The 17,715-nt window shown below is 70.9% G+C and carries 6 protein-coding genes; 4 read left to right on the forward strand and 2 right to left on the reverse strand.

From position 1 onward, the window contains the following. Nucleotides 1-5 precede the first annotated feature (5 nt). On the reverse strand, nt 6-2,390 hold the full coding sequence (locus ACIA5C_RS38145; protein WP_396064081.1) for an FtsX-like permease family protein: 2,385 nt from the start codon (nt 2,388-2,390) through the stop codon (nt 6-8). After that, nucleotides 2,390-3,118 (reverse strand): ABC transporter ATP-binding protein, encoded by a 729-nt coding sequence (locus tag ACIA5C_RS38150; protein WP_396064083.1) that lies wholly within the window; start codon nt 3,116-3,118, stop codon nt 2,390-2,392. The genes ACIA5C_RS38145 and ACIA5C_RS38150 overlap by 1 nt, the downstream gene beginning before the upstream one ends. Before the next feature lie 146 nt (nt 3,119-3,264). Between ACIA5C_RS38150 and ACIA5C_RS38155 the strand changes: the two genes are divergently transcribed. The 4 genes from ACIA5C_RS38155 (at nt 3,265) to ACIA5C_RS38170 (ending at nt 17,678) form a co-directional block, all read left to right on the forward strand. Then, a complete protein-coding gene (locus ACIA5C_RS38155; RefSeq protein ID WP_396063982.1) occupies nt 3,265-4,509 on the forward strand; it encodes a sensor histidine kinase in 1,245 nt (414 codons plus the stop codon). Continuing rightward, nucleotides 4,506-5,141, forward strand: coding sequence for a response regulator (locus tag ACIA5C_RS38160; RefSeq protein WP_396064085.1), 636 nt, complete (start codon nt 4,506-4,508; stop codon nt 5,139-5,141). Before ACIA5C_RS38155 ends, ACIA5C_RS38160 begins: the two co-directional genes overlap by 4 nt. Nucleotides 5,142-5,343: 202 nt before the next feature. Beyond that, nucleotides 5,344-11,928, forward strand: coding sequence for a LamG domain-containing protein (locus tag ACIA5C_RS38165; RefSeq protein ID WP_396063984.1), 6,585 nt, complete (start codon nt 5,344-5,346; stop codon nt 11,926-11,928). After that, nucleotides 11,925-17,678 (forward strand): RHS repeat-associated core domain-containing protein, encoded by a 5,754-nt coding sequence (locus tag ACIA5C_RS38170; RefSeq protein WP_396063986.1) that lies wholly within the window; start codon nt 11,925-11,927, stop codon nt 17,676-17,678. Before ACIA5C_RS38165 ends, ACIA5C_RS38170 begins: the two co-directional genes overlap by 4 nt. Nucleotides 17,679-17,715 lie beyond the last annotated feature (37 nt).

A 17,715-nucleotide genomic window follows, 5' to 3' on the forward strand; every position in this document is an offset into this window, starting at 1 on the left:
TCCGGTCACCTCGTGCGGGGCCGCAGCACGTTCCACGTCACGAACGCGCTTGCGGCCGTCGCCATGACCAGGCTGCCGAGGACCGCCCAGGTGAGAGTGCCGCCGCTGAGATGGATCGTCACCCGGGTCGCTGTCTCGGCGCCGAGACCGGACGCGACGCCGGCCAACGGAGGCAGGGTGGCGAGCAGGCCCAGCACCGAGCCGATGATCACCAATAATCCGGTCTCGCTGACCGCGAAGCGGAGCAGCTGCCGCCGGGTGCCGCCGGCCGACTTCATCACCGCGAAGTCGGTGCGCCGCCCGTACACCGCCATGGCCATGCTGTTGGCCACGGCCAGGCCGCTGTAGCCGACCGCGACCGCGGTGACCATCATGGCGAGGCTGTCGGTCAGCTTGGCGTCGGTGTTGTACTGCTTCAGCGCGAACTGCTCGGCGTTCTGCAGCCGGGCTCCCGCGCCGAGGTGCGCCGGTGCGTGGTCGGCGGGCATGAAGATGTTGTCGGTCAGGGCCGTCGGGTCGTGCTCGCGGACGGTGTCCCGCGACAGCACGAACGAGCCACGAGCCTCGTCGGGAGGCAGCACGGAGGCGACCCGCAACTCGCTGCTGAGCCCGTCGGCGAAGCCCACGGTGACGGTCGAGCCGGCCCGCACCCTCAGGAACCTCGCCATGGTGGTGTCCAGGACCGCCTCACCCGGACGCGACCAGCGCGGGTCCCGCGATCCGACCCCGTCGATCACCGCGTTGCCGCCGCCCGGCCCGGTCACGAACAAGCGGGTCGGCAGCGCGGCCCGGCCGACCGGGTGGTCGTGGACGACCGCGTCGCTGAGCCCGGGCGCGTTGCCCGGGTCGATGAGCACCTGCCCGGCCAGCTGCCGGGTGGTCTCGGCGGGGTAGGCCACCCGCATGGTCGCGACCAGCCCGCTGATCAGAACGGCGAAGCCGACCGCCGCGATCACCGGGGCAGCCGTGGAAGCGGCCCGGCGGGTCGAGTTGAGCAGTTCGGCCCGGACGAGCATCGGGACGGCGCCGGACGACCGCCGGGCGAGCGGTGCCGTCACCAGCTGGACCACCGGCCCGATGACGACCGGCGCCAGCAGCGCCGCCGCGACGATCAGGCACATCGATGTCGCGATCGCCAGGTTGAGGCGGCGGTCCGCGGCGCCGGTCGCGGTCACGACAGCCAGCACCACGCCCAGTCCGAAGGCAGCCGACCCGGCGATCCACCGGCCGCGGCTCATCGGGCGCTGCTCGGTCTGCGCGTCGAGCAGCGCCTCGATCGGCGCCACCCGGGCGGCCGAGCGGCTGGCCGCCCAGGCACCCAGCACGGCGACCCCGGTGCCGATCATGGTCGCGGCCGTCAACGGCCACGCCGAGACGATGACCTTGGAGCCGGGCGGCGTGACGTCGAGCCGGCGGAGCGCCGCCAGCATGACCGGAGCGCCGAGGATGCCGGCCAGGCCGCCGGTCACCGAGCCGAGCAGCCCGACGATGACCGACTCGCCGAGCACCATGCGGCGGATCTGGCGGGGGCCGGCTCCGATCGTCCGCAGGAGACCGATCTCGCGGCGGCGCTGCGTCGTGGCCAGGGTCAGGGTGGCGGCGACCACGAAGATCGTGGTGAACAGCGCCATGATCGCCAGGGCGCTGATCAGCTGATCACCGAGGAACCGCTTGTGTGTCAGGTATCCCGGCTCGACGACTCCGCGGGCATCGCCGGTCAGCGCGGAGCCGCTGCCGCCGACGATGCCGCCGGCCCGGTCGGCGACGGGCTTGACCGAAGAGCCCTTCGCCGTCACGAGCCCGATCGTGGTGACCCCGGTGTCCCGGCGGGCGGCCTCGGCGTCGGTGAAGTAGAAGCCGTGGCCCTCCGTCGTCCCGCTCACCGTGTAGGTGTGCACGCCGTCGGCGAGACCGACCGGAAGGGACGAACCGGTGGACACCCCGAGATCGGAGCCGACCGCCACCTCGTTGCCGGACTGCGGTGCCCGGCCGGACGTCAGCGCGTACGGCGCCAACCGGGTGCTGGACCAGCCGTGCCCGGCCTCGGTGGCGGCCTCGTCGGCCACCGGCTCATCGTTGCGGAAGGCCTGAGCGTAGAAGTTGCGGTCGATGACCGTGGCCTCGACGCCGGGGATCCCGCTCAGCCGACCCACCAGATCACGGGCTTCGCTCTCGCTCCACGGCACGCGGTCCTCCAGGGCGCCGCTCCGGTCGGGCGCCTGGTCCGACACGACCAGCACCCCGGCGGCGGCCACCCGGGGCTGAGTGCGAGGGCGGCCCGAGTCGTAGAGGAGGAGGGTGACCGTGATCAGGCCGACGCCGACGGCGACGGCGAGGAAGGCGGCGAGGAACGAACGCCAGTGCTCCCTAATGTTGGCGGCGGCAAGCATCATGCCTCCAACCGGGCCATGCGGGCGGCCACGCGGCTCGGCTTCGACCCGTCGCCCGGATCGAGCTCCAGACGGTCGGCGATCTGACCGTCCTTGAGGAAGACGACCACGTCCGCGTACGACGCGGCGACGGGGTCGTGCGTGACCATGAGTGTGGTCTGCGCCTGCCGGTCGACCAGCCGGCGCAGGCCGGCCAGCACCTCGCGCGAGGTTCTGGTGTCGAGCGCGCCGGTCGGCTCGTCGGCGAACAGCACGTCGGGCCGGGTGATCAGCGCGCGGGCGAGTGCCACCCGCTGCTGCTGCCCCCCGGAGAGCTCGCTCGGACGGTGTCCAGGGCGGTCACCCAGGCCGACCTCGGACAGGGCCCGCGCCACCTCGGTGCGGTCGGGGCGGCGACCGGCGAAGCGTAGCGGCAGCTCGACGTTCTGCGCCGCGGTCAGGGAGGCCACCAGGTTGAACGCCTGGAACACGAAGCCGACCCGGTCGCGCCGCAGGGCCGTACGGGCGCTCTCGTCCATCCCGCTGATCTCCTCGCCGGCGATGAAGATCTGCCCGGCGCTGGGCTCGTCGAGGCCGGCGGCGCACTGCAGCAGGGTGGACTTGCCGGAGCCGGACGGGCCCATGATCGCGGTGAAGGTGCCCGCCGGAAAGCCGATGGAGACACCGTCGAGCGCCCTCACCTCCTGTGTGCCCCGTCGATAGACCTTGCGCACGGCGCGCAGCTCCACCGCGGCCGTCGCAGACAAGTCTTGAGTCGCTGTCATGCCGTCGATTCGACCGCAGCGCCGGGCCCCGCACATTGACCCTGGCAATAGTCTTTCAGGTAGAGCCCGCACTACCGCGCCGGGACCGGGCCACGGCCTACCGTGGCGGGGTGCGAAGCAGCGGCGAGATGTACGGCCGGACCGCCTGGCAGGCGATGGCCCTGCAGCCGGTCGGGTTCCTCCGCTCGGCCTGGCCCTGGCGGGCCCTCCTCTACCTGATCTCGGGCGTGCTTGCCGGCGCCGTGACCATGTGCCTGTTCGTGGTGGCGGTCACGGCCGGGATCCTCGGCGTCGTCGTGGTGGTCGGTGCTGCGCTGCTGGTGGCCGCCGCGCTGATGGGACTGCCGTTCGCCCGGCTGGAGCGCTGGCGGTTGCGGCTGGTCGACCTGGACGGCATCCAGGACCCGCACCGGCCACCGGAGCAGCCGGGGCCGCGCGCCTGGTTGCGCACCCGGCTCCGGGAGTCGGCGACCTGGCGCGAGCTGATCCTGATGATGATCTCGCTGACCGCGCTGTGGTGGATCGACGTGGCCGTGCTGGGCCTGGCCTTCCTGGTGCCGGCGCAGTGCATCGGCGCGCCGGTCGACGATCCGGCCGCATGGCCCTGGGCCGTGCTGGGCGTGCTGCTGCTGCTCGCCGCGCCCTATTCGCTCACCGCCTGGGCGGGTGCCCGTGCGACGCTGTGCCGGATCATTCTCGCGCCGCGGGACGCCGAGGTCGACCCCGACCTGAAGGAGATCAGCGAGTCGCGGGCGCGGCTGCTCGACGCGTTCGAGGCCGAACGGGCCCGCATCGAGCGTGACCTCCACGACGGCGCGCAGCAACGACTCGTCTCGCTCAGCGTCACGCTGGGTCTGATGAACCTGGACGTACCCGAGGGCTCCACGCTCCATCGTGACATCGAGTCGGCGCAGGAACAGCTCGCCCTGACATTGGCCGATCTGCGCCATCTGGTCCGCGGCCTGAATCCGCAGGTGCTCAGCGACAACGGGCTGGTGGCCGCGATCGAGGAGGCGGTCAGCCGGTTCCCGGTGCCGGTCTCGCTCGATCTGCGGCTCAACGGCCGGCTGCCGCGGCCGGTCGAGACGGCCGCCTACTACGCCGTCGTCGAGGCACTGGCCAACGTGGCGAAACACAGCCGCGCCACCCGGGTCGAGCTGGTCGGGCGGCACCATGCCGACATCCTCGTCCTCGAGGTCAGGGACAATGGCGTGGGCGGCGCGGACGCTGCCGGCGGCACCGGCCTGACCGGGCTGGCGGACCGGCTGGCCGTGCTCGACGGGCGCATGCGGGTGTCCAGTCCACCGGGTGGTCCGACTCTCGTACTGATGGAGATCCCATGTCCCTTCGGGTGACCCTCGCCGAGGACTCCACCCTCCTCCGGGAGGGCCTGGTGAGCATCCTCGGCCGATTCGGGCACCAGGTCGTCGATGCGGTGGCGGATGCCGACGCGTTGGTGGAGGCGGTCCAGGCCCGGCGTCCGGACATGATCATCACCGACGTACGGATGCCGCCGGGCAACGCCAACGACGGGCTGCGGGCCGCCGTACGCCTGCGCCGGTCCTTCCCCGGCCTGCCCGTACTGGTCCTCAGCCAGTACGTGGACCAGTCGTACGCGGCGCAGCTGCTCGACTCCGATGACGGCGTGGGCGTCGGCTACCTCCTGAAGGACCGGGTCGGCGCGGTCGTCGAGTTCAACGCCGCGGTGGAACAGGTCGCGGCGGGACAGACCATCGTCGACTCCGAGGTGGTCCGCCAGCTGATCAGCCGGCGCCCCGATCCGCGAGCACGGCTGACGCCCCGCGAGCTCGAGGTCCTCGCGCTGATGGCGGAGGGCCGCTCCAACGACACGGTCGGCAAGCGGCTGCACATCACGGACGCGTCGGTCAACAAGCACATCGGCAACATCTTCAGCAAGCTCGACCTGCCGGCCACGACCGACGGTCACCGGCGGGTGCTCGCCGTGCTGGCGTACCTCCGGAGCTGAGCCTCCGCAGCTGAGCCGTAGGAATCCTCGGCGATTTGCCGGATTTAGGGGTACGTGCGGGCCCGTGTAAGAACCGTGAAAGGTGGCGTCGCTGTACTTCGGCCGGTAGCTGGCTCGAGGTCGGAGGACTGCAATGCCGGGGCGAAGAAGACTGCTTGCGCTTGTCGTAGTTCTACTGGGGATCGCGGCCGTTGTCGTGGTCGTGCGTGATGTGGGGGGTGGTCCGCCGGCCGCGGCGGTGGCCCGGATCGTTCGGAGCGCGAACGCGAACGTCGCGATGGCCGCCGCACGCCGGCAACACGAAGCGGTGGAGGTGACGTCGCAGGAGACGCCGACGCGGAAGGTGACCGCACAGCCGGACGGCACGATGCGGGCCGAGCTGGCCGCCGAGCCGATGCAGATCAAGCGCGGTGACTCCTGGGTGCCCGTCGACCCCGGGCTGGCGTTCACCGCCGACCGGGCGGTCCGCCCGAGGGCGGTCACCACCGGCACGACGCTTTCCGGCGGCGGGGACGCCGAGCCGCTGCTGACGTACGGCCCGATCGCGGTCACCTGGCCGGGCCGGCTCCCGGCGCCGGTGCTCGACGGCGCCACCGCGACGTACCGGGAGGTGCTGCCCGGCGTCGACCTGACGATGACCGCGTCGGCGAACAGCGTGACCCAGCACATCGTCGTCAAGTCCGCGGCGGCGGCGCGCAACCCCGCGCTGTCCCGGATCAGGCTGGGGATCAAGGCTTCGGGCCTGAAACTGTCGGTACACGGCGGCGCGCTGGTGGCCAGGGACGCGGCCGGCAAAGTCGTCTACGACACTCCGCCCGCGGTCATGTGGGACGCGACGAAGAAGCGAACCGCGCCGGTCCGGCTGGAGCTGGGCAAGACGTCGCTGACGCTCGTGCCGGACCGTAAGTTGCTGACCGACCGGGCGGCCGTCTTCCCGATGACCATCGACCCGGACTGGCACACGTTCGACCGCAGCGACTGGGCCAAGGTGTTCTCCGGGAAGCCCGGCAACAAGTACTTCTACGGCGGGGTCGACACCGAGCAGGACGGGACCAACTGGGCCAAGGTGGGCCGCTGCGATTTCGCCTACTGCAACGGCATCGGTGTCGCCCGCACCTACTGGCAGTTCGACACCAGCTTCCTGGACGGCAAGAGCGTCCGCACCATCACCTTCGACATCACCAGCGTCTACAGCCCGAGTTGCAACGCCGCCGACAACGAGCTGTGGATCGCCAACCGCACCTTCGACCAGAATCTCAGCTGGAACTCGCAGCCGGGCAGCACGTTCGTCAACCGCCAGTCGATTCCCGCGGTGTACGACGGGTGCGCCGGGTACAAGGGCGTCTCGTTCAACATCGGCGGCTACTACAGCCCGAGCAGCTGGTCGGCGTACTACATCAAGGCCGCCGACGAGGGCTTCGACACGGCGTGGCGCAAGTACGACCCCGCCTCCGCCCGGATCCGCGTCAACTACAACACCCGGCCGAACGCGCCGACCGAGTTGAGCACCGAGCCGGGCCTGAAGGTGTGCAAGTGGTGTGCCGGCAAGGCGTACGTGAGCGACGACTTCATCCGGCTCAAGGGCCGGCTGACCGACCCGGACGGTGCCGACCAGTTGACCGCGCACTGGGACGTCACCGGCGGCGCCACCGAGCATCACGACGGCCCAGCGCTGCCCCAGGGCAACATCTTCAGCACCGACGTGGATCTGCGGAACCGCAACGGCCAGACCGTCGGCTGGACGGTGAACGGCAGCGACGGGTGGGACACCGGTCCCGGCCAGGCCGGCGCGTCGTTCGTGGTGGACCGGACACCGGTGACAGTGCCCCCGAACATCACCCCGGGGCTCTATCAGGCCGACGACCGGTGGCACGGCGGCGTCGGCGTGCCGGGGACGTTCACGTTCGACTCGGCCGGGGTCGCCGACATCGACCACTTCGTGTACGGCTGGAGCGACCCGCCGACGACTCCGGTCGACGCGGACGCGCTGGGCGGCAAGGCCACCGTGACCCTGACGCCACCCGGTGACAACCCCCGCACGCTGTACGTACGCAGCGTCGACCGGGCCGGGAACCTCAGCAGCAGCGCGACGCTGCACTTCTACGTGCGGCCGGGCAGCGGCCCGCTGGCGCAGTACTCGTTCGAGGGCAACGCGCAGGACAGCGCGTACCTGGGAGACCGCGACGGCACGACGACCGGCGGCACGAGCTTCGCGCCGGGCGCGGTCGGATCGGCGCTCACGCTGGACGGCACCGGTTACGCCACCACCTCCAACACCGTGCGGACCGACATCAGCTTCAGCGTGTCGGCCTGGGCCAAGATCGTCCCGGGTGCGGGCGCGCAGGCGATCGTCAGCCAGGACGGCACCACGTTCGCCGGGTTCGACCTCTGGTACCGGGCGGAGAACGGCGGCCGCTGGGTGTTCGCCATGGCCGATCCGAACGCCACCCAGGGCGCGGCCGACCTGGTGTGGTCGTCGGCGACCGCGCAGACCAACACGTGGACGCAACTGACCGGCTTGTACGACGCGCCCGCCAACCAGCTTCGGCTGTACGTGAACGGAGAACTCGCGGGCAAGGTCACGAAGACCGTCCCGCCGGAGAATTCCACCGGGCCGGTGCGGATCGGCCGGACGATGTGGGACTCGCACCCGGACGTCGACTTCCTGCACGGCGCGGTCGACGAGGTCAAGATCTACGACCGGGTCCTGGGCGACGCCGAGATCCAGTCCGCGGTGAACCGCGACAACGTCCAGGTCGGCAACTGGAAGTTCGACGACGGCGGCGGCACGACCGCGGAGAACGCGGTGCCCGGCGGCGGCAAGGCGGTGCTGCAGGGCGGTGCGCATTTCGTCGCCAACGGCGCGGTCAACGGCGCGGTCCAGCTGGACAACCCGAACGACCTGGTGCGCACCGACGGACCGGTGGTGCGCACCGACCAGAGCTTCTCGGTGGCGGTGTGGGCGCGGCTGGACCAGGCGCCACCGGACAGCAACGGCATCTCCACGCTCCTGGCCCAGGACGGCGACGTGAACAGCGCGTTCGTGCTGGGCTACCGCAACGATCCCGGGGGCGCCCGGTGGGAGTTCTACACCTTCGGTGCCGACACAGCCACCCGTAACACCGACTCGGCGGTCCACAGCGCGTCGGTCGCCAAGGTGGGGGAGTGGACGCACCTGGCCGCGGTGTACGACGCGGCGGCCGGGAAGATCCGGATCTACGTCAACGGTGTGCTCGCCGGCACGACGGTCCACAACGGTGGGTTCAACGCCCTCGGCCCGCTGATCGTCGGCCGGAACAAGGACAACGGCCAGGTCGGCAACTGGTGGAAGGGTGCGGTGGACGAGGTACGCGCGTACAACCGGGTGCTGTCCGAGGACGAGATCCGCGGCATCGTCGGCGGAGACTCCGTCGCGCTGGTCAAGTGGAAGTTCGACGGCAGCGTCGTCGACTCGTCGCCGCGCGGTGTGACCGCGAACGCGGTGAACGGCGTCACCTACACCGCGGGCCAGTCCAGCATGCCGACCTCGTCGGATCTGGCCGTCCGGCTGGACGCGGCGGCCCAGTCGGGGGTCAGCGCGCCGCACGTGGTCGACGCCGACCGTGGCTTCTCGGTGGCCGCCTGGGCGAAGGCCGACAAGGCGAAGGTGACACAGACCGTGGTGTCCGAGGACGGGAACACGGTCAGCGGGTTCAAGCTCCAGGCCCGGGACGACGGCACGTGGGCGTTCACGATGCCGAGCGCCGACTCGGCCTCGGCGAAGTGGGACACCGCGTCCGGCGGCAGTGTCCAGGTGGGACAGTGGGCGCACCTGGTCGCCGTGTACGACGGCAGTGCGCACCAGATCCAGCTGTACGTCAACGGCGTGCTGGCCGCGACGGCCGCACACACCCAGTCCTGGAACCCGTCCGGCGGGCTGCAGGTCGGCCGCGCGAAGGGTAACGGCGGCCCGCTGGAGTACTACACGGGAGCGGTCGACGACGTCTCGGTCTACGGCCGGGCACTGTTCGTCGCGGAGATCCAGACGATGTCGGGCCGGGACCTGACGCTGGCCCACGAATACCAGTTCGACGAGTCGAGCGGCGTCAACGCGGCCGATGCCGTCGGCGCGCGAGCGGGGACCCTGGTCGGCGGCGCGGCGTTCACCGCGGGCCGGGTCGGCAACGCGGTCGCGACGGCGAAGCCGGGTGACGCGGTCACCACCACCGGCGTGGACATCCGGACCGACCAGGCGTTCACGGTGTCGGCGTGGGTGCAGCTGGCCAGGAGCTGCGACCTGGCCGCCCAGCCGGAGGGCTGCCAGTACGACGCGGTCAGCATCGACGGAGCCCGGACCAGCAAGTTCCGGCTGGGCCACGTCAAGGACGGCGGGGACAACCAGCTCGGCGTGTGGATTTTCGAGATGCCGGAGTCGGACACCGACGGCGCGCCGGTCACGCAGGCCGCCGTCTCGGTGCGGTCGTCCGACGTCGGGGCCGGTGCCTGGACGCACCTCGTCGGGGTGTACGACCCGGCAGCCCGGAAAATCTGGCTGTACGTCGACGGGACCCGGGTCGGCGACGGCACGGTCCTGAACGGGTGGCAGCCGAAGGCGCCGTACGGCGGACTGGCCGTCGGCCGGGGCCGGGTCGCCGGTGCCGCCGCGGAGTTCTGGCCCGGCTCGGTCGACGACGTCCGGCTCTACAGCGGCGTGCTGGACAAGGACCGGGTGTCGGCCCTGTTCGACAGCTACGCCGCCGCCCAGGGATCGGCCACGATGCCGAAGGCGGACCGGGCGCAGTGGCGGTTCGACGACAACGGCGGCACGATCGCGGCCGACTCGAGCAGCCGGGGCCTCAACGCCGCGCTGAAGGGCACGACGTCGTGGATCGGTGGCCGTGACGGTCCGGCCGCGGTGCGGCTGGACGGCCGGTCCGGGTACGCCGAGGCACCCGGCCCGGTCGTGGACACGACGCGGAGCTTCAGCGTCGCCGGCTGGGTGTACCTGCTCGCCGCGGACAGCAACAACCAGGCGGTGATTGCCCAGGACGGTAGTCGCCTGAGCGCGTTCTCCCTCGGCTACAACGGCGCCACGAAGCGGTGGATGGCCCTCGCGCCGGTGGTGGACGCCGACAACCCGGGCCAGCAGGTGGCCATTCTCAACTCCACCGAGACCGCAGTCGCCGGCCAGTGGACGCATCTGGCCATGGCGTACGACGCGGACCTGCACCAACTGCGGCTGTACGTGAACGGCATGCTCTCCGGTGTCCAGGTCGGCACCACGATCGTGCCCGCCGGCGGCCCGATGTCGGTCGGACGCGCGAGGTGGAACGGCGCCGCGTCGGCGTTCCTCGACGGCGTCGTGGACGAGGTCCGGGTGTACGGCAAGGCGCTCGGCGACGGCGAGGTCCGGCGCGTCCACGACGACGTGGTCGACGCCGACCTGGGCTACTACCGGTTCGACGACGGCACCGCCCGGGACTCCTCCTGGCGCGGGTACGACGCGACGACCACCGGCGGCGTCACGTTCGGTCCGGTCGCCGGCGGCCAGGCGATGCAGCTCGACGGCTCCACCGGGTACGCCACGACCCCGTCCGGCCTGCCCATGCGGGACAGCTTCACGGTGTCCGCCTGGGCGCGGCTGACCCGCGCCGACCGGGTCGCGACGGTGATGAGCCAGGACGGCGACCGGATGAGCGGCTACGCGTTGCAGTACCGCCCGGAGCTGAACCGATGGGTGTTCGGCGCCGCGAGCAGTGACGCCGACGGGTCGCCGCTGGTGTACGCGATGTCGGTGCAACCGCCCCGGCTCAACGAGTGGACGCACCTGACCGGCGTCTACGACTACCCGGCGCGGCAGCTACGCCTGTACGTGGACGGGCAGCTGGTCGGCACACGGGCCGGCGCGGTGTTGTGGCCGGCCGGTGGGAAGGTCGTGATCGGCCGGGGCCGGGCGAACGGTGTCTCCGGCGAGTTCTTCCCGGGCGGCATCGACGGGGTCCGGATCGGCGAGGGTGTTGCGACCGAGCCGACGATCGCGCAGCGCGGCCGCTGGGCCACGCCGCAGGGCGGCCAGCTGGGCCGGTTCGTGAACACGGCCGGCGACCACTACACCGGCCGGACCGACGTGGTCCGGCCCGGTTACCACTTCGAGGGCACGCTCGGCCGGCTGGCCGCGAGCGGACCGGACACCCGGGAAATCTACGCCTGTCAGGCCGGGACCGACGCGTTCACCTCGACGGACAGCACCTGTGAGGGGAAGACGAAGATGGCGGACATCGGATTGGTGTACACGGTGCAGCCCACCAACATCCCGACGATCCCGGTGTACGAGTGCGACGCCGGCGTGGACCGCTTCGAGTCGCGGATGAGTGATTGCGAGGGCGCGACACCGCAGAGCCTGCTGGGTTACACGGTGGCCTACGGGACGCTGGTCCGCTACGTCGATCCCGGCATCGACCACTTCACCACCGTCGACGGGTCGCCGGCGTCGTACTACACCGAGAGCGCCGCCGGCCTCGTGGGCCTGACCTCCCCGGCGGGCACCCAGCCGCTGATGAGCTGCCGCGACGGCCAGGACCTGTTCGCCTCCACCGATGCCGCCTGCGAGGGCAGGACGGTGGTCAACGTGGTCGGCACCCTGTGGCCGACCGCGCCGAGCGCGCCGAACCGGCCGATCTACCGGTGCCGCGCCGGCCGGGAAAGCTTCGTCTCGGTGGACTCCGGATGCGAGGGCGCCGTGGTCGACCGGCAACTCGGCTACGTCCTCACTGACGTGCCGGCGACGACGGCGGTGTTCGGATCATGAACCGGAGATTCCGCAGGGGCATCGCGGTGGTGCTCCCCACGATCGTGGTCGCGTCGATGGTGACCGCGGTGACCGGCACCCCGGCCTGGGCCGGGGAGCCGTCGGTGACCCTGCCGGTGGTGCCGGCCGTGGCGGTGAGTCAGCAGAAGATGGGCGGCCCCCGGCCGGCCGACCCGGCGACGTCCAACGCGTTGCACGGCGACCAGCGTGCGAGCACGACGCAGGTGGACGGCGGCGGCACGGACCGGGCCACCTCGCTCGCGCCGTCGGCGACGTGGACGGTCTCACCGCAGACCGGCGACTTCACGTGGTCCTACCCGCTGCGGGTGCCGCCGTCGCCGGGCGGACTCGACCCCAAGCTGGGCCTGTCCTACAGCTCGTCCAGCGTGGACGGCCGCACCAGCGCGACCAACAACCAGGCGTCGTGGATCGGTGACGGCTGGGACCTGTCGGCCGGCTTCATCGAACGCTCGTACATCCCCTGCGCGGACGACACCATGGGCGGCACCGCCCCGCCGAAAACCACCGGCGACCTGTGCTGGCGCAGTGACAACGCGGTCGCCACGTACGGCGGGTCCGGCGGCGAGCTGATCCGCGACGACAGCACCGGCGAATGGCGGACCAGGGGTGACGACGGCGCACGCATCCAGCGGGTGGACGGGACCGCGGGCGTCGCCAACGGCGATGACAACGGCGAGTACTGGAAGATCACCACGCCGGACGGAACCCAGTACCTGTTCGGCTCCCGGCCGGACGCGTCGTCCACCTGGACCGTCCCGGTGTACGGCGACGACAGCGCCGAACCGTGCCACTCCACCGGTGGTTTCGCCGCCTCGCACTGCGTTCAGGCGTGGCGCTGGAACCTCGACCAGGTGATCGACCGGAACGGCAACCAGATCCTCTACAACTACAGTGCCGAGTCCAACGCGTACGGCATGGGCGGCCGCAACGACGCCGTGTCGTACGTCCGCGGCGGCACCATGAAGTCCGTCGAGTACGGCATGCGCGCCGGCACCGGCCTGCCGGCCACCGGGAAGGTCCTGTTCAACACCGCGGACCGGTGCGTGCCGGGCAGCGACTGCACCACGTCGAAGAAGGACAACTGGCCGGACGTGCCGTGGGACGACAAGTGCGACACCGCGACGTGTGCCGGGCACTCCTCGCCGACGTTCTGGTCGACCAAGCGGCTCGACAAGATCACCACGCAGGTGCGAGGCGCCGACGGCGGCTACCGCGACGTCGAGTCGTGGGGTCTGGCCCAGGAGTTTCCCGTCAACGGCGACGGCGAGAAACCGGCGCTGTGGCTGAAGAGCATCACCCACACCGGCCTCACCGGGACGCCGGTGACGTTGCCGCCGGTGACGTTCGAGGGCGACAAGTTCGCCAACCGGGTGCTGAAGCCGGACGGCATCGGCCCGCTGCTGCGGTACCGGATCACCGCCGTGGTCTCGGAGACCGGCGGCGTGACGTCGGTGACGTACGCCCCGCCGGACTGCACGCCCGGGACGCTGCCCGCCGACCCGCAGTCCAACACGCTGCGGTGCTTCCCGATGAAGTGGGCGAAGAAGGACAGCAACGAGCAGGTCGACTACTTCCAGAAGTACGTCGTGTCGCGGGTCACCCAGACCGACCGGCTCGGATCCACGATCGAGGACCAGGCCGACTACGAGTACCTGGACGGCGCCGCGTGGGCGTACGACGACTCCGAGATCACCAAAGACGATCACCGCAACTGGAACGTGTTCCGCGGCTACAGCCGGGTCCGCCTCCGGCACGGCAAGGCCGACGACCCGGCGGGCCCGGTCTCCATGACCGAGCAGCGGTTCTACCGGGGCATGGACGGCGACAAGCAGCCGAGCGGCACCCGATCGGTGACGGTGGAGGACTCCGCCGGCGGCGTCCGCAAGGACGACCGGTGGCTGGCCGGGGTGTCGTTCGAGAACCAGGTCCACGACGGTGACACGGACCGGGTCGTGTCGAAGACGATCCAGACTCCGTACGTGCAGGGCCCGACGGCGACCCGGGCCGGCCGGGCGGCGTACATCGTGCGACCCGGCACCGAGGTCGACTACACCGCCCTGGCGGCGGGCGGATGGCGGACGACCCGCACCGAGCAGGGTTACGACGATCGCGGTCTGCCGACCAGGACCAACGACCTCGGCGACACCTCGACCGCCGGGGACGACAAGTGCACGACCACCTACTACGCCCGCAACACCGACCGGTGGATCATCGCCCTGCCCTACGAGAAGCGGACGACCGCGGTGGCGTGCACGGCCACGCCGAAGTTCCCCGACGACGCGATCGCCGCCAACCGGTACCTCTACGACAGCCAGCCGCTGAAGGCGCCGCCGGTCGAGGGCAACGTCACCCGGACCGAGGAACTCGACCGCTGGACCGGGGCCGACCCGGTCACCACCCTGGTGTCCACGGCGGCCTACGACGCGTACGGCCGGCCGACCTCCGCATCGGACGCCAAGGGCCGGACGACGACGACGGCCTACACGCCCGACGCGGACCACGCCGGCCCGGTGACCGGGACCGTGGTCAGTGACCCGATGCATCTCGCCACGACGACCACGATCGACCCCTCCTACGGTCAGCCCACGATGTCCGTCGACGCCAACAGCCGTAAGACCGAGACCGCGTACGACGCGCTGGGACGCAAGACCGAGGTGTGGCAGCCCAACCGGGCGCGCAACGGCACCAACCGGGGCAACGTCTACTACGCCTACGACTATCACAACGACGCGCCGACGGTCGTCACGACGACCACCCTCGGTCCGAACGGCACCTACACCAGCAGCGAGGCCATCTACGACGGTCTGCTGAGGCTGCGGCAGAAGCAGGACCCGGCCAAGGACGGGGGCCGCCTCATCACCGACACCCGGTACGACTCGCAGGGCCGCCCGTACAAGGCGACGTCGCCGTATTACACCGACACGCCCGTCGACGACAAGATCTGGATCGCCGCCGACGCCGACGTGCCGAAGTGGACCTACACCGAGTTCGACGGCGCCGGTCGGCAGAAGGCGATCACGCTCAAGGGCGGCATCACCGATCTGTGGAGGTCCACCTTCCAGTACGACGGCGACCGGACGACCATATTTCCCGCCAACGGCTCCCCGGTGACGACGACCATCACGGACGCCCGCGGACATACCGTCGAACAGCGGCAGTACCACGGCCGGACGGCCGGCGGGGACTACGACTCGACGAAGTACACCTACACCCCGGCCGGGCAGATCGAGTCGATCACCGACCCGGTCGGCCAGGTCTGGCGGCACACGTTCGACCTGCACGGCCGCGAGCGTGTCGACGAGAACCCCGACATGGGCACCTCGACGATGACGTACAACGAGGCCGGCGAGCTGGTCAACCGGACGGACGCCCGGGAGAAGACGCTGACCTACTCGTACGACGACCTGGGCCGCCCGACCCGGGTGACCACCGGAACCGACACGCTGACCGAGTGGACCTATGACACGGCACCGTTCGGCAAGGGCCTGCCCGCCACGTCCACCCGCTACGTGGACGGCTACGCCTACAAGTCGGCCGTGGTCGGCTACAACCAGCTCGACAAGCCGCTCGGCAACACGGTGACCGTCCCGGCGACACCCACCGAGCCCGAGCTCGCCGGGACGTACACGAGCCTGCTGTCGTACAAGGACAGCGGGAACACCAAAGGCATGACCTACGCCGCGCTGCCGGATCTGCCTGCGGAGACCCTCGCGTACACCTACAACGACCTCGGTCAGCCGACGACCGCGTACGGCGGTTTCGGCGGCCGGACGACCGACTACGTCACCGACACCTCGTACACCCGGTACGGGGAGGTCGAGCAGACGCAGCTCGGCGACCCGGGCAAGCGCGTATGGCTGTCGAGGCTCTACGACACCAACACGCGGTTCCCCACCCGGTCGATCGTCGACACCGAGACGTCCCGGCCGATGCAGTCCGACGTCCACTACGCCTATGACGCCTCGGGCAACCTCACCTCGGTCTCCGAGCAGGCGCCCGACCAGTCCGACACCCAGTGTTTCCGCTACGACTACCTGCGCCGCCTGACCGAGGCGTGGACGCCGGCGAACGGCTGCACGGCCGCACCGGCGGTCGCCGGGCTGGGCGGGACGGCGCCGTACTGGCAGTCGTTCACCTACGACCCGGTCGGCAATCGGCTGACCGGGACCAGTCACGCGGCCGGCGGTGACACCGTTCAGACGTCCACCTATCCCGGGGACGACCGGCCGCACGCGCACCAGCTCACCTCGGTCTCGACGACCGGGCCCGGCATCGGCAAGACCGACGGGTACGCCTACGACGACGCCGGGAACACCGTCAAACGGGCCGGTCAGGTGCTCGACTGGGACGCCGAGGGCAACCTGGCCAAGGTCACCGAGGGCGGCCGATCCACCGAGTTCGTCTACGGCGCCGACGGGTCGCGGCTGATCCGTCGTGATCCCAGCGGCACCACCCTCTACCTCGGCGGGGAGGAACTCCGGCTGGACAAGGCGACCCGGGCGCTCAGCGGTACAAGGTATTACGCCTACGGCGACCAGACCGTGGCGATGCGCGACTCGTCCGGCCTGACGTGGCTCGCCGACGATCACCAGGGCACCGCCCAGCTCGCCGTCGACGGTGCCACTTTGAAGGTCGTCCGGCGGCAGCAGACGCCGTTCGGCGGCCCGCGCGGTACGGCGTCGGCGTTCCCGGGCGAGAAGGGTTTCGTCGGTGGGACCAACGATCCGTCCACCGGCCTCGTGCAGCTCGGTGCCCGCTCCTACGACCCGGCGACCGGCCGGTTCCTGTCGGTGGATCCGGAGCTGAACACCAACGATCCCCAGCAGATGCAGGGGTACGCCTACGCCGACAACAACCCGATAACGAACGTCGACCCCACCGGCCGCAGCTTCTGGGACGTCCTCGGCAAGGCCGCCCCCTGGGTCGCGCTGGGCGCGGGTGTGCTGTCGCTGGCGTGCGGCCCCCTCGGCTGGGTGGCGTTCGGCGCGACCATCATCGACATGACTTACGCGGCGACCGAACATCACCCGGATACCGTGGCCCTCGACCTCGTGGGCCTGGCCACCTTCGGCGTAGGGAAATGGCTCGGCCTGGGTGCCAAGGCCCTGCGGGTCTCCGGCAACGCGAAGTCCTGGCTGGAGACCGGCTCGAAAGCCAGCGATCTCGTCGGTGTCTCCCAGGCGGTCCCCGGCGCGATCAAGGGGATGGGCTACCCCGACCGGGACGAGATGACCGAACAGGAGCGTGCGGAGCAGGAGGCCAAGCGCACGGAACACGAGAACGACGGTGGTGCTTCGGTCGGCGTGGGAGTGAAACACGCGAACGACCATGAGGTGAACCGGGCGGAATACGACCGGTTGACCGCCGCGGTCACCGCGATGGGCCCGGAATATTGGCCCAGCCTCACCGACCGGGGCAACGACTGCTATCGGGTCGGTGTGGCCACGGTCGGCGCCGGCTCCTACCCGTGCAGTGCCGTCGGCGCGGTTCTCGCGAAGCCCCGCAAAGCGATCGTGCCGTGCGTGCTCTGCAACTGGAACGACGAGAAGTTCTCTCCGTACTCGTGGGTGACCCAGCGGACCAACCTCGGCAACGGCACCCCCAAGGGTGCCAACGGCCGGCGTGATCCCTCCGAACCCACCTGGGATCACCCCAACCAGGGCGGCTATTACCGCGCCGACGACGGCAAGTACTGGCTGAAGGACGGCCACGGCCGGGCCATGTCCTGACCCCTGCCCGCTCCGGCCGGCCTCGCAGCAGTTTTGC

Source organism: Actinoplanes sp. NPDC051343 (assembly GCF_044455125.1).
GTDB lineage: Bacteria > Actinomycetota > Actinomycetes > Mycobacteriales > Micromonosporaceae > Actinoplanes.

Coding starts and splice junctions, on each gene's coding strand:
- ACIA5C_RS38145 (WP_396064081.1), bottom strand. CDS start 2,390: ATGCTTGCCGCCGCCAACATTAGGGAGCACTGGCGTTCGTTCCTCGCC.
- ACIA5C_RS38170 (WP_396063986.1), top strand. CDS start 11,925: ATGAACCGGAGATTCCGCAGGGGCATCGCGGTGGTGCTCCCCACGATC.